Origin of the sequence: Kitasatospora sp. NPDC001539 (assembly GCF_040298565.1) — a bacterium.
Lineage (GTDB): Bacteria > Actinomycetota > Actinomycetes > Streptomycetales > Streptomycetaceae > Kitasatospora.
Window position 1 is genome coordinate 1 of sequence record NZ_JBEPAK010000209.1, and the last position, 12,460, is coordinate 12,460.

Annotated in this window: 14 protein-coding genes; 9 read left to right on the forward strand and 5 right to left on the reverse strand. The window is 72.6% G+C overall.

All coding sequences use genetic code 11. The features are described from left to right. Window positions 1–150 precede the first annotated feature (150 nt). Both ABT247_RS25875 and ABT247_RS25880 read left to right on the forward strand, forming a co-directional pair. Complete coding sequence (locus tag ABT247_RS25875) at window positions 151–516, forward strand: hypothetical protein (RefSeq protein WP_350746528.1); 366 nt, start codon at window positions 151–153, stop codon at window positions 514–516. A 41-nt stretch (window positions 517–557) separates the two neighbouring features. Further along, the gene (locus tag ABT247_RS25880; RefSeq protein ID WP_350746531.1) at window positions 558–1,028 is read left to right on the forward strand and encodes a hypothetical protein; all 471 of its coding nucleotides are present in this window, start codon (window positions 558–560) and stop codon (window positions 1,026–1,028) included. Between the two features lie 50 nt (window positions 1,029–1,078). Here the strand turns inward: ABT247_RS25880 and ABT247_RS25885 are convergent, their stop codons facing one another. Continuing rightward, complete coding sequence (locus ABT247_RS25885; RefSeq protein WP_350746533.1) at window positions 1,079–1,390, reverse strand: ArsR/SmtB family transcription factor; 312 nt, start codon at window positions 1,388–1,390, stop codon at window positions 1,079–1,081. Between the two features lie 130 nt (window positions 1,391–1,520). Between ABT247_RS25885 and ABT247_RS25890 the strand changes: the two genes are divergently transcribed. Both ABT247_RS25890 and ABT247_RS25895 read left to right on the forward strand, forming a co-directional pair. Beyond that, window positions 1,521–3,113, forward strand: coding sequence for an MFS transporter (locus ABT247_RS25890; RefSeq protein WP_350746536.1), 1,593 nt, complete (start codon window positions 1,521–1,523; stop codon window positions 3,111–3,113). 130 nt (window positions 3,114–3,243) lie between these two features. Continuing rightward, the gene (locus ABT247_RS25895; protein WP_350746539.1) at window positions 3,244–3,606 is read left to right on the forward strand and encodes a hypothetical protein; all 363 of its coding nucleotides are present in this window, start codon (window positions 3,244–3,246) and stop codon (window positions 3,604–3,606) included. Between the two features lie 125 nt (window positions 3,607–3,731). On the opposite strand, the gene ABT247_RS25900 is transcribed toward ABT247_RS25895, so the two are convergent. Beyond that, complete coding sequence (locus tag ABT247_RS25900) at window positions 3,732–4,235, reverse strand: P-loop nucleotide/nucleoside kinase family protein (RefSeq protein ID WP_350746542.1); 504 nt, start codon at window positions 4,233–4,235, stop codon at window positions 3,732–3,734. Window positions 4,236–4,367: 132 nt separating this feature from the next. On the opposite strand from ABT247_RS25900, the gene ABT247_RS25905 reads away from it, so the two are divergent. Then, on the forward strand, window positions 4,368–5,645 hold the full coding sequence (locus tag ABT247_RS25905) for an alpha/beta hydrolase family protein (RefSeq protein ID WP_350746545.1): 1,278 nt from the start codon (window positions 4,368–4,370) through the stop codon (window positions 5,643–5,645). 72 nt (window positions 5,646–5,717) lie between these two features. Here the strand turns inward: ABT247_RS25905 and ABT247_RS25910 are convergent, their stop codons facing one another. Next, entirely contained in the window at window positions 5,718–6,452 is a 735-nt protein-coding gene (locus ABT247_RS25910; RefSeq protein ID WP_350746548.1) for a hypothetical protein, read from the reverse strand. A 330-nt stretch (window positions 6,453–6,782) separates the two neighbouring features. Continuing rightward, window positions 6,783–8,825: an oxidoreductase gene (locus tag ABT247_RS25915; protein WP_350746551.1), complete on the reverse strand. Its 2,043-nt coding sequence runs from the start codon at window positions 8,823–8,825 to the stop codon at window positions 6,783–6,785. Window positions 8,826–9,170: 345 nt separating this feature from the next. Between ABT247_RS25915 and ABT247_RS25920 the strand changes: the two genes are divergently transcribed. After that, a complete protein-coding gene (locus ABT247_RS25920; protein WP_350746554.1) occupies window positions 9,171–10,463 on the forward strand; it encodes an FAD binding domain-containing protein in 1,293 nt (430 codons plus the stop codon). Window positions 10,464–10,593: 130 nt separating this feature from the next. Here ABT247_RS25920 and ABT247_RS25925 read toward each other — a convergent pair whose 3' ends face one another. Beyond that, entirely contained in the window at window positions 10,594–11,169 is a 576-nt protein-coding gene (locus ABT247_RS25925; protein WP_350746556.1) for a TerD family protein, read from the reverse strand. Window positions 11,170–11,458: 289 nt separating this feature from the next. Between ABT247_RS25925 and ABT247_RS25930 the strand changes: the two genes are divergently transcribed. The 3 genes from ABT247_RS25930 (at window position 11,459) to ABT247_RS25940 (ending at window position 12,409) form a co-directional block, all read left to right on the forward strand. Next, entirely contained in the window at window positions 11,459–11,752 is a 294-nt protein-coding gene (locus ABT247_RS25930; protein WP_350746559.1) for a hypothetical protein, read from the forward strand. Window positions 11,753–11,868: 116 nt separating this feature from the next. After that, on the forward strand, window positions 11,869–12,057 hold the full coding sequence (locus ABT247_RS25935; protein WP_350746562.1) for a ribbon-helix-helix domain-containing protein: 189 nt from the start codon (window positions 11,869–11,871) through the stop codon (window positions 12,055–12,057). A gap of 1 nt (window position 12,058) precedes the next feature. Then, a complete protein-coding gene (locus tag ABT247_RS25940) occupies window positions 12,059–12,409 on the forward strand; it encodes a VOC family protein (protein ID WP_350746565.1) in 351 nt (116 codons plus the stop codon). The last annotated feature ends 51 nt before the right edge of the window (window positions 12,410–12,460 follow it).

Below are 12,460 nucleotides of genomic sequence, written 5' to 3' on the forward strand. Positions count from 1 at the left end.
AGCATGGAACAGATCTACCCCACCCACGATGAACTTCCGCCCACCGCATGACCGTTGGCATGCGACCGCTCCACCACATCAAGGGACACGACCCCGCACTGGTCGAAGCCGTGTAGCCGGCCATCTGCGCAAGTACCAGGAGACCGAGACATGGGGCTTTCCATCCAACTCGTGGACACGACGCTCACTGCGGACACGAACCACCAGGCGAGACAGAAACGGAGATCCGGCCGGAGGGCCGTTTCCGACATCGTCGCCTTCCTCCTCGAGGACGGAGAACTCGCAGCCGCGATCACCGCGGTCGGCCGAGACGCCCTTCCCACGTTGGCGCGGGTCGATCCCTACCGCGACTCCGAGTTCGACCACTACTTCTGCGCGTTGGCCCTTGCCGAGTTGGACCGGACCGCCGGTCACCCCGCCTCGGCGGCCCAGCGGGACTTCCTCGACGAACTTCGCGCGCTGCTCCGGCGTGCCTTGGCGGAGCCCGCGTACATCGTTCGCTTCATCGGGGACTGACCCGTTTCGCCGATCTGTGGAACGGACCGTGGAGGGAGTGGATGGCCCAGAATAAAGTGCCCCGTACGGTGTCGGCGGAGGAGATTGTGGCGGCGGCCGACAGCTCCGGCGTCTTCTCCTCGATCGCGATGGAGGAGGTCGCGGACGATCCGCGACTCGTCGACATCCGGTTCGAGAGCCCGGTCGGGCACGCGTACCTCGTGATGCCGAGGGAGGATCTCGGCGAGGTCAGGGTGCTCTTCGAGAACTACGTGTTCGACGACGTTCCCGCCCACCGGCTCCTGCGCTTCGTCGAGCTCCTGGAGCGGGGGGGGAAGTCCACCTCTCATTCAACAAATTCGGGAGGCAACTGGTCTTGCAGGTCCCTCTCCCCGAAGGGAAGTGGGTTGATCGGCGCAGCGCCGCCAACGGCGACCTTTCGGACTGGGAGGAGGGTGTGCTCAGGCGCTGACCGCCCAGGAGGAATGCCTCGCTCGCAGGAGGCACTTCGGACGGGGGAACGGACGCGGTGAAGCGGCGGTCGAGGGTTCTCGGCCGCCGCTTCGGTGTTCTCCGGCGAGCCTCAGGGGTTGGCGCGGAGCAGGTCGAGGAGGCCGGGGAAGCGGGTGTCGAGGTCGGTGTGGCGGAGGGTGGCGGCGCGGGAGTTGCCGCGGTCGACCTGGCGGACGAGGCCGGCTTCGCGCAGGACGCGGAAGTGGTGGGTGAGGGTGGATTTGGAGACGGGGAGGTTGAAGGAGGCGCAGGTGCGGGCGGTGTCGGCGGGTTCGCGGAGCAGCGCGGTGACGACTCCGTAGCGGAGGGGGTCGGCGAGGGCGCTCATGACGGTGCGCAGGTCGAGTTCGTCGATGGCCGGGTGGCCTTCTTCGTCGGGCATCGGTGCCGGTCCTCCCTGGGCGGGGCAGAGGTATGGGTTGCATCGTACCTCGGGGGCATGGCAGCTTAAGGTTCGATCAAATCCGTACCTGGTCATGCCATGGCCGGTTCGAGCCTGGAGTGCTGCCCTGATGAGCCCAGCAACCACGATCCCGTCCACCGCACCGGACGCGCCGCCGCGTTCCCGCCGTACGCTCACCCTCGTGGCCGTGCTGCTGGCGGTGTTCGTCGTACCGATGTCGATCTCCGGCACCGCCGTCGCGCTGCCCGACATCGGCGCCGACACCCACGCCGGGCTGGCCCCGCTGCAGTGGGTGGTGAACGCCTTCAACGTGGCGTTCGCCTGCTTCACCCTGGTGTGGGGATCGGTCGCGGACGTCGTCGGGCGGGTGAAGGCCTTCGCCGCCGGGGTCGCGCTCTACGCCGCCGGCTCGCTGGCCAGTGCCGTGGCCGGCGACGCGCTCCTGCTGGACGCCGCCCGGGCGCTGACCGGGATCGGTGGAGCGGCGATCTTCTCCTGCGGGGCGGCCATCCTGTCCACCGTCTTCGAAGGACCCTCCCGGGCCAGGGCCTTCGCGCTGTTCGGCACGGTCGCGGGCGTCGGCGTCGCCGTCGGGCCGTCGTTGGCGGGCGCGTTGGTGCAGGGCCTCGGTTGGCGCTGGGTGTTCGCCGCTCATGCGGTGGCTCTCCTGCTGGTGCTGCCGGTGGTTCCGGCGATCGCCCGGGCGGTGCCCGTCCACGGGGGCGGCGGGCGGATCGACGTGCCCGGCAGCGCGCTGTTCGTGGTCGCCATGGTGCTGCTGACCACCGCCATCGTGCAGGGCTCGCAGTGGGGTTGGGGCAGCCCGGGGGTGCTCGGGCTGCTGGCCGCCGCGCTCGCGGCGCTCGCCGTCTTCGTCGCCGTCGAGCGGCGCAGCGCCCATCCGATGCTCGACCTGGGCGTGCTGCGCGAGCGCCGCTTCCTCGGCCTGTGCCTGGTGCCGGTGGCCGCCTCCTTCGGCTTCGTCACCCTGCTCACCTACCTGCCGAGTTACCTGACCGCCGTCACCGGCCGGGACGCCGGCACGGCCGGCCTGCTGATGCTGTTGCTGACGGCGCCGGTGCTGGTCTGCCCGATGGTCGCCGCCAGGCTGGTCGGTCGCGGCATCCGCCCGCTCACGCTGATCGGGCTGAGCCTGGTCTGCCTGGTGCTCGGCGACCTGGCGCTCACCCTGCTCTCCCCGTCGGCCGGGGTGCTGGTCCTGGCCGCCCCGATGCTGGTGACCGGCGCCGGGATGGGACTCTCGGCCGGGCTGGTGGACGGGCAGGCGCTGGCGCTGGTCGACCCGGCCAAGGCGGGCATGGCGGCGGGCTTCCTCAACACCCTCCGCCTGGGCAGCGAGGCGGTGGCCGTGGCGGTGTACGGCTCGGCGCTGGCGACCGTGCTCGGACGGCGGGTGAGCGACGGCATCGGCGACGGCATCGGCGGTGGCGGGTACCCCGGGGCCGGCAACGCCGCGCGGGTCGCCGAGCAGGCGGCCGGGGGCGACCTCGCCGGTGCCGCGGCACTCTCGGGGGCGACCGACCGGACGGGCTTCGCCGGGTTCCTCACCCGCGCCTACGACTCCGCGTTCCACTCGGTGCTGTGGGGGCTGGTGGCCGTCGGCCTGGTGCTGGCCGTGGTGATCGCGGCGCTGCTGCGCGGAGGCCGGGACACGGAGGGAGTGGTCGGAGCGAGTCGCTAACTAGGCCGTAGAGCAGGGGACTTGCGGGCCCAGCGTCACCCGTGTGAGTGATTGCGGACGATCTGTACACTGACCGACACTCGGATTGTTCGGAGAGCTCCTGACTCTCCCGGCGCAAGGAGTTGCCGCCATGACCGCAACCGGGTCCTCCGCCTCCGAGATCCCGCAGATCGCGCTCCAGTCCCAGCCCGCCCTCCACGGCCAGAACCTCGCGGACGTCGCCGGCAACGTCGGCTCCGTGTGGCGGTCCTGGTGGACCTGGACCCCGGCGCACGGCATCTTCAACCTCCAGATCCACTGGAACGTCATCGGCATCGACTCGACCGTCGTCATCACCGCCTCCGAGATCGACTCCAACGGGAACCGGTTCGTCGGCGCCGCCGCCCTCCAGGTGTCGAGCATCGCCCCCGGCAACGGCGTGGTGACCTTCAAGATCAACATCGACTGGGGCAGCTCGCTGCCGATGCGCACCGACGTCCTCGTCTTCAACTGACCCTCAGGAGAGAGACGGAGAGTCATCCGACCGGCGAGGCCCGGGCCTGCGGCACCCGCCGCGCGCCCGGGCCTTCCTCGCGTACCCGGCCGGGGATCGGCGGGCCGTGCAGCGCCCTTGGCCGGCTACCCCGCGGACGGCAGGACGACTTGCTCGCCCTCCCCCACCGGTTCCTCGAACTTGGCGACGTAGCCGGCGAGCAGCTGCTCGTCCACGGTCACAGCGTCGGCTCCGCACTGTTCGTTCCGCACCGCGAGACGGGCTTCGAGGGTCGCGCGGTCGACCTTGAGGTGGATCAGTTCCCAACGACCGCCGTTGCTCTCGACCAGCGCCTTGTAGTCGTCCCGGGCGGCGCGGCTCCAGAAGCTGTAGCCCACCACGACGTCCCGCCCGGCACGCACCAACTCGACGAGCCGGCGGCGCTGTTCGGCCCGGATCTCGTCCTTCAGCCGCTCGAACGCATCCGGCTCCAGCACCCGGCCGGCGTCGCGCTGCCCCAGGCGCCGCCACACCACCTCGTCGATGGAGAGCCGGACGTAGCCGCGCCGCACCAGTGCCCTGGCGTAGGTGGTCTTGCCCGCACCCGGGAGGCCGCACATCAGCACCACGGTGCTCGATCCGTTCGTCATGTCCGCAGGCTGGTCCCGGGGTCTGATGGCACATCAGCCCGGGGATGTAAACCCGTGGGCCAATGCGCGCGGCCGGGAGATCAACCGGTGGACGGATGCCCGACGTTCGGGCCGCGTGACACCGTTCCGCGCATGGACACCACGCCGTTCACCGGCCCCCACGGACTGACCCGCCGCCGCATGCTCGGCTCTGCCATGGCGCTGGGCGCGGCTGCCCCGCTCGGCCTGGCCTCCACCGCCCGGGCCGCAGCCTCCAGCGCCTGGGCCGCGGCCCCCAGCGCCCGGGCCGAGTCCTCCACCACCCGGGCCGAGTCCCCCGCCGCTCCGGGCAGTTCGCCGCAACGGCTCACCCTGCCGCCGCCCACCGGCCCGTACGCCGTCGGCACGGTCGCCCTCCACCTGCGCGACACCTCCCGGCCGGACCCGGCCGCCGGGCCCGGGCGGTACCGCGAGCTGATGGCGAGCGTCTGGTACCCGGCCCGGCAGGCGGACGCCTTCCCGCTCGCCCCCTGGCTCGCCGAGGCCCCGCTGCGGCTCTTCCTGGACGACGTCGGCTTCCCGCTCCCGCTCTCCGTCGCCCCGCTGACCGCCGGGCACGTGGGCGCGCCCGTGCACCGCACCGGCCGCCGGCTGCCCGTCGTCGTGTACGCCCACGGCGCGCACAGCCACCGGGGCGACCACACGGTCATCGTCCAGGAGCTCGCCAGCCACGGCTACGCCGTCATCACCGTCGACCTCCCCCACGACGCCTTCACCCAGTTCCCCGGCGGCCCGGCCACCGCCCCGTCCCAGGACCCGGACGTCGACACGGGCGTGCGCGCCTACCTGCCGGACTTCCGCTTCGTCCTGGACTGCGTCGAGGCCCTCGCCGCCGGCCGCAACCCGGACGCCGACCGGCGCGAGCTGCCCGAGGGCCTGCTCGGCGCCCTCGACCCGCAGCGCATCGGCATGTTCGGCTGGTCCAAGGGCGGCAGCGTCACCGCCCAGACCGCGGTCGCCGACCCCCGCGTGCGCGCCGGCCTCAGCCTCGACGGGCCGATGATCCCGGCCATCACCACCGACCTCGACCGGCCGTTCCTGGTGATGACCGCCGACTGGCCCCGCACCCCGGACTCCGCCGTCGAGACCTTCTGGACCCACCTGCGCGGCTGGCGCCGCACCCTCCGGGTCGAGGGCGCCGTCCACTCCTCCTACGGCGACAACATGACGCTGATCCCCCAGGCGGGCAAGCTGCTCGGCATGACCGAGCAGCAGATCCAGGAGCAGGTCGGCACCCTCGACCCCCGGCGCGGCATCCTCATCCAGCAGGCCTACCCGCTCGCCTTCTTCGACCTCCACCTCCGGCACCGCGGCGGCGCCCTGTTCGACGGCCCGTCGCCGCGCTTCCCGGAGGTCACGTACCTGCCGTGACGCGGCGACCGGGCGGCCGCCACGGGGGTGCGGCCGCCCGGGCCCGGACGGGTGCGCGCGAGGCCCGCGCGGTCAGACCGACAGGCCCTGGGTGGGGGTGGCCGTGGGCGGGGTGGTGCTGCCGGCGGTGGTGCCGAGGGTGCGTTCGACCTTGGCGACGGCGGTGCGGTACTGCATCGAGGCGGTCTGGGAGTCGGCGCCCTGGCGTTGGAAGTAGCCGAAGGCCATGCCGACGGTGCCGAAGCGCTCGACCCCGATGAAGGCGTTGAGTTGGACGCCGGCGAGGGTGCCGTCGAGGCGGACGGCGGGCGCGTCCTGGCGGTCGCCGAGGGTGACGGGGGTGACGGTGAAGGTCACCGTGTCCGTGTCGCCCGCGGTGAAGGTGATGGTGTGGCAGGTCTTGAAGGCGTCGGTGACGGTGTTGAGGTCGGTGGTGAGCTTGCCGGGGTCCTCGGCGGTGAGGGCCTCGGTCACCATCGGGTTGCCGTCGTCGGGGCCGTCCAGTTCGGTCTCGGCGTGCGGGGTCGCGGGGCTGGACTGACCGGTGTGCATGGTGACCAGGGCGCTGAGCGCGTCACAGCCCGTGACGGGGGTGGGGTTGTCGCTCGGGCCGGGGCTCTCGGTGCTGGCGGGTGCCTCGGTGTAGCCCGGGCCGATGTCGTCCGCAGTGAGCAGCGCCGCCTTCAGCTGGTCGGCGGAGGGCAGGTCCTGGGCCGGTGCCGCCGACGCCAGTCGGGCCGGCCCCAGGACGGCCGTCACGACGACGACCGCGGTGGTGAGGGCGTGGAGAGGCCTCGGGAGGGACATGGCTGGCCCCCGGTCGGGAGTGAGGACAGGGACAAGTCACCAGTGTCCCACCGGGCGCCGGGCGGGGCGCGCGGGCGGGGATCCGCGCAGGTCAGGGGCGGTGACGGCGCTGCCGGGCGACCGTGGGGAAAGCGTCAGGCGGCCCAGGGCGAGCGTCAGGCGTCCTCCCGGCGGCCCCAGGAGCCCCGGGCGCCCCGGGCGGCGCAGCGCGACGCGGAGCGGCGCCGGGCGTCGGGACCGCGCCGGACCGCGCCGGGCCCGTACCGGGGACCTCGGCGGCACCCGCCGCGGTCCCCGGTACGGGCCCGTGGCCCGGCGGCCATTGGGAGGTCAGATGTGCGCCGCCAGCTCCGTGCCCTGCTTGATGGCCCGCTTGGCGTCGAGCTCCGCCGCCACGTCCGCGCCGCCGATCAGGTGGGCGGCCACGCCGCGCTCGCGCAGCGCCTCGTACAGGTCGCGGCGCGGCTCCTGGCCGGTGCAGAGCACCACGGTGTCCACCGGGAGGAGTTGGCGCTCGCCGTCGACGGTGAGGTGCAGTCCGGCGTCGTCGATGAGGTCGTACGCGGCGCCGGCGACCATGGTGACGCCGCGGTGCTTGAGTTCGGTGCGGTGGATCCAGCCGGTGGTCTTGCCGAGGCCGGCGCCGACCTTGCTGGTCTTGCGCTGCAGCAGGTGGAGGGTGCGCGGCGGCTTCGGCCGCTCGGGGGCGCGCAGCCCCCCGCGCTCGCGGTACTCCGGGTCGATGCCCCACCTGGCCTGGAAGACGGGCGGGTTGAGGCTGGCCTGGTCGCCCTGGTCGGTGAGGAACTCGGCCACGTCGAAGCCGATCCCGCCCGCGCCGAGGATGGCGACCCGTTCGCCGACGGCCGCGCCGTCGCGCAGCACGTCCAGGTAGCCGAGCACGCTGGGGTGGTCGATTCCCGGGATGTCCGCCGGAGTCCGGGGGGTGACGCCGGTCGCGAGGACGATCTCGTCGAAGCCCTCGGCGGTGAGCTGCTCGGCGGTCACGAGGGCGCCGAGGCGCTGGGTGACGGCCAACTCGGCCAGCCGGGTGCGGAAGTAGCGCAGCGTCTCGTCGAACTCCTCCTTGCCCGGGATCCGGCGGGCGATGTTCAGCTGCCCGCCGATCTCCTCGGCGGCGTCGAACAGGGTGACGTCGTGGCCGCGTTCGGCGGCGGCGACGGTGAACGCGAGCCCGGCCGGGCCGGCGCCGACCACGCCGATGCGCTTGCGCCGCTTGGTGGGTGAGAGCACGAGTTCGGTCTCGTGGCAGGCCCGCGGGTTCACCAGGCAGGAGGTGATCTGCAGGTTGAAGGTGTGGTCCAGGCAGGCCTGGTTGCAGCCGATGCAGGTGTTGATGGCGTCGGCCCGGCCGTCCCGCGCCTTGGTGACGAAGTCGGCGTCGGCGAGCAGCGGGCGGGCCATCGAGACCAGGTCGGCGCAGCCGTCGGCGAGCAACTGCTCGGCGATCTCGGGGGTGTTGATGCGGTTGGTGGTGACCAGCGGGATGCCGACCTTGCCCATCACCCGCTTGGTGACCCAGGCGAAGGCTCCGCGCGGCACGGAGGTCGCGATGGTGGGGATGCGGGCCTCGTGCCAGCCGATGCCGGTGTTGATGATGGTCGCGCCGGCCGCCTCGACGGCCTGGGCGAGCTGGACCACCTCGTCCAGGGTGGAGCCCCCGGGCACCAGGTCGAGCATGGACAGCCGGTAGACGATGATGAAGTCCTCGCCGACCCGCTCGCGGACCCGGCGGACGATCTCCACCGGGAAGCGCATCCGGCGCTCGTACGGGCCGCCCCACTCGTCCTCGCGGCGGTTGGTGGCGCCGACGATGAACTCGTTGATCAGGTAGCCCTCGGAGCCCATGATCTCGACGCCGTCGTAGCCGGCCCGGCGGGCGAGTTCGGCGCAGCGGGCGAAGTCCTCGATGGTCTGCTCGACCTGCTCGGCGCTGAGTTCGTTGGGCACGAAGGGGCTGATCGGGGCCTGGAGGGCGCTGGGGGCGACCAGGTCGCGGTGGTAGGCGTAGCGACCGAAGTGCAGGATCTGCAGCGCTATCCGGCCACCGGCGGCGTGCACGGCGTCGGTGACGACCCGGTGCTGCTCGGCCTCCTCCTCGGTGGTGAGCATCGCGCCGCCCTCCCAGGGCCGACCGGCCTCGTTGGGGGCGATGCCGCCGGTGACGATCAGGCCGACGCCGCCGCGGGCACGCTCGGCGTAGAAGGCGGCCATCCGCTGGTAGCCGTCGGGGGCCTCCTCCAGGCCGACGTGCATCGAGCCCATGATCACGCGGTTGGGCAGGGTGGTGAAGCCGAGGTCGAGCGGGCTGAGCAGGTGGGGGTAGCTGTTGCTGCCGGGCGTGGAGCTCATCGACGTCTCCTGAAGGGGCGGCGGTGGGACGGGGTCACGAGGCTTTGTTACCGAAGGGTAGGGGACGGCCGGAGCGCTATGCAACTAGTTGCATAGCCGGCCGCGGATGTCCACCCGCGCCCCGGCCCGACGGCGTATCGTCCTGTGGCGGACATGCGGACATCGGGACACCCGGACACCCGGAGACCCGGACGGCCGGACATCCAGACGGCCGGACACCCGGACACCCGGAGACCCGGCATCCGGACACCTGGAGTCCCGGAGTCCTGGACACCCGGTCATCCGGTTCCGGTCGTCGGGACACCCGGTCATCCGGGCGTCGGGGCTCATGGGAGGGGGGCGGCCGTGCGCGGTGGCTCGGTGGCGGTGGTCGGGGGCAGCATCGCCGGAAGCGCGTTCGCCGGGGCGGCCGCCCGGCTGGGGGCGGAGCGGGTCGTGGTGCTGGAGCGCAGCCCCGGCCGGCTGGAGGACCGCGGCCTGGGCATCTGCACCCACAACGACCGCTTCGCAGAACTGGTCGACGCCGGGCATCTGGCGCCGGACACCCGCCGCCACCGCCTCACCGTGCGCAGCTGGCTCACCCGGGGGCCGACCGGAGGACGGCCCGGCGGAGGCGACGGCCCGGACGGGCGCGGGCGGCTGCTGTGGGCCCAGCCCTTCCCGTTCCACTCCCACCACTGGGCGGTGCTCTGGCAGGCCCTGCGCGAGCGGACCCCCGACACCGTGGAGTACCGGCTGGGCACGACCGTCGCAGCGGTCGGCGGCGGTGACGGCGATGCGAGCGGCAACGGTGGCGCCGGCGACGACGGCGGGTGGGTCGAATCGGCCGACGGCACCCGTACGCCGTACGACGTGGTGATCGGCGCGGACGGCTACCGGTCGGTGGTCCGCGCGGCCGTCTGCCCGCAGGCCGTCCCCGAGTACGCCGGGTACGTGTGCTGGCGCGGCAGCTACGACTCCGCGCTGCTGGCCGAACTCCCCGGCGGGGCCGGGGTCTGGCCGGAGGAGGAGTGCGTCACCGTCTGCTACCGGGGCGGCCAGGTCGTGCTCTACCGCATCCCCGGACTGACCCCCGGGAGCACCCAGGTGAACTGGGTCTTCTACAGCCCGGCCCCGGCCTGGCTGCGACTGGACGGCCCGACCGCCGTCGCCGCGGGCGCCCTCGACGACAGCCAGCTGGACGGGCTCCGGGAGTTCGCGGAGCGTCACCTGCCGCCGTACTGGGCGGGCGTGGTCGCGCTGACTCCGCGCGAACGCACCCTGCTCCAGCCCGTCTACGACCTGGCGGCCCCGCGCCGCACGGCCGGCCGGCTGCTGATCGGTGGGGACGCGGCGACGATCGTCCGCCCGCACAACACCAGTGGCGCGGTGAAGGCCCTGCAGGACGCGCACGCCTTCGAGCTGGCGGGACGACGGCTGGGCGGTGGCCCCTGGTCCGCCGTGCTCGCCGAGTACGACCGGGAGACCAGCGCGGCCGGGCGGGCGTTGGTGGACCTGGGCCGCCGACTGGGGCGGGCCCAGGTCACCGAGGCGCCGGACTGGCCGGGCATGGACGAGCCGGCGATGGCCGCCTGGTGGCGGGACCAGGTCACCGGCGGCGGAGGGTTCGGCGGACACGCGCTCGGGCGGTCCGGCTGAGCGGGCTCCCGGCCCATCGACCCGCCAGGCCGACATCCCGACAACCCGTCAGGCCGACAGCCCGGCAGCCCGGCAGCCGCCGATCCTCCGTCACATCTCCCGAGGTCCTCGGACGTCGGTCAGACCTCGGTCAGACGTTGACGCCGTAGTCGGTGGCGATGCCGCGCAGGCCGGAGGCGTAACCCTGGCCGATGGCACGGAACTTCCACTCGGCGCCGTTGCGGTACAGCTCGCCGAAGACCATCGCGGTCTCGGTCGAGGCGTCCTCGGTCAGGTCGTAGCGGGCGATCTCCTGGCCGTTGGCCTGGTTGACGATCCGGATGAAGGCGTTGCGGACCTGACCGAAGTTCTGCAGCCGGGCGTCGGCGTCGTAGATCGACACCGGGAAGACCACCTTGGCGACGTCCGCCGGCACCCGGGCCAGGTCGACCTTGATCTGCTCGTCGTCCCCGTCGCCGCCGCCGGTCAGGTTGTCGCCGCTGTGCTCGACGGAACCGTCGGGGCTGCGAAGGTTGTTGAAGAAGACGAAGTGCTGGTCGGAGACCACCTTGCCGAGCGCGTTGCACAGCAGCGCACTGGCATCCAGGTCGTAGTCGGCCCCGGTGGTGGTGCGAACGTCCCAGCCGAGGCCCACGATCACGGCGCTCAGACCCGGCGCCTCCTTGCTCAGCGAGACGTTGCCGCCCTTGGCCAGCGAAACTCCCACAATGCCCTCCTCGATCTCTCCCTGTGGACGAATCTACAGCACTGTAGAGATCATGAGGATCCGCCTGCAGGTCGGCCCCGCCCCCGGGATTTCTCAGGGGTGGGCGGGCGGCCGGGGCGGACAGGGGTGACCCGCTCGCACTCCCCCGCCCACGTGGGACGCCAGCGTCCGGGCAGCGGCCGGGCAGCGACCGGGCGCCGAGTCGGCCGGGCCGACCTAGACTGGCCCTGGCCGCTCCGTTCGCCTCGGCGGATTCCACCCCGGTGCGAGGCTCTCGCGGGAGGTTCCGATGCGCCAGCGGTACAGCTTCCACGTCGACCGGGCCGGGCACTCGGTCACTGTCAACGTCCGCTCCGGCCTGATCACCGAGACCGAGTTGCTGGTGGACGGCAAGGAGTGCGCCTTCCACCGCGTCCACGGCCACGGCGACTACCCGCTGACGCTCTCCGCCCAACTGCCGGAGGAGCCGCCGCAGCCGCTCGCCGTCACCCTCGACCGCACGGGCCGGGCGGAGCACCCGCTGCACTGCGTACTGGCGATCGCGGGGGCGGAGGAGCCGATGCCGGAGCGCACCGCCCGCTGAGACCGGGCCGGGCCGCGCCGCCCCATCACTCCCGAGTCCCTCGCTCCCCTGATCCGGTCTTCTCCGGTCTTTCGCTCGGCTACCTTGCTAGCAAGCTAGAGTGCTAGCATCGTGCTGTGGGAAACGAGGATGTGAAGCAGTTCAACGTGTACCTGCCGGTCGAACTGATCAAGCAGGTCAAGTACCGCGCCATCGAGTCGGAGCTGTCGCTGTCGGCCCTGGTCGCCGAGGCACTGCGCGCCTACCTCGAGGCGCCCCACCCCCGGCACGAGCAACCGTTCGACGATTCCGTCCAGGAGGACTGAGATGGCGACCGAAGGCATCGAAGCCGTGTTCATCGAGACCCACAACTGGGGCAAGTCCGCGAAGTTCTTCCAGAGCCTCGGCTACGAGCTGGAGTTCGAGACCGACCACAACTCCGGCCAGCTGCGCAACGGTGACGGCCCGACGGTCTTCATCGCGGAGGTCCCGGCGGACCGGGAGACGCCGCTCCAGCTGGTGCTGAAGGTGGCCGACGCCGACGCGTTCCAGCCGGGCGAGGGCGTGGAGGTGGTGAGCCCCTTCGAGGACACCCACTTCGGGACCAGGCTGATGACCGTCCGCGACCCCGACGGGCGGCTCTGGAACCTCCAGGCGCCCGCCAAGGGCCGTTCGTAACGCTCCACTCCCACCGCCGGCCGCAACGGCGACCGCGACGGCCGGCACGGC

Coding starts and splice junctions, on each gene's coding strand:
- ABT247_RS25875 (WP_350746528.1), top strand. CDS start 151: ATGGGGCTTTCCATCCAACTCGTGGACACGACGCTCACTGCGGACACG.
- ABT247_RS25880 (WP_350746531.1), top strand. CDS start 558: ATGGCCCAGAATAAAGTGCCCCGTACGGTGTCGGCGGAGGAGATTGTG.
- ABT247_RS25885 (WP_350746533.1), bottom strand. CDS start 1,390: ATGCCCGACGAAGAAGGCCACCCGGCCATCGACGAACTCGACCTGCGC.
- ABT247_RS25890 (WP_350746536.1), top strand. CDS start 1,521: ATGAGCCCAGCAACCACGATCCCGTCCACCGCACCGGACGCGCCGCCG.
- ABT247_RS25895 (WP_350746539.1), top strand. CDS start 3,244: ATGACCGCAACCGGGTCCTCCGCCTCCGAGATCCCGCAGATCGCGCTC.
- ABT247_RS25900 (WP_350746542.1), bottom strand. CDS start 4,235: ATGACGAACGGATCGAGCACCGTGGTGCTGATGTGCGGCCTCCCGGGT.
- ABT247_RS25905 (WP_350746545.1), top strand. CDS start 4,368: ATGGACACCACGCCGTTCACCGGCCCCCACGGACTGACCCGCCGCCGC.
- ABT247_RS25910 (WP_350746548.1), bottom strand. CDS start 6,452: ATGTCCCTCCCGAGGCCTCTCCACGCCCTCACCACCGCGGTCGTCGTC.
- ABT247_RS25915 (WP_350746551.1), bottom strand. CDS start 8,825: ATGAGCTCCACGCCCGGCAGCAACAGCTACCCCCACCTGCTCAGCCCG.
- ABT247_RS25930 (WP_350746559.1), top strand. CDS start 11,459: ATGCGCCAGCGGTACAGCTTCCACGTCGACCGGGCCGGGCACTCGGTC.
- ABT247_RS25940 (WP_350746565.1), top strand. CDS start 12,059: ATGGCGACCGAAGGCATCGAAGCCGTGTTCATCGAGACCCACAACTGG.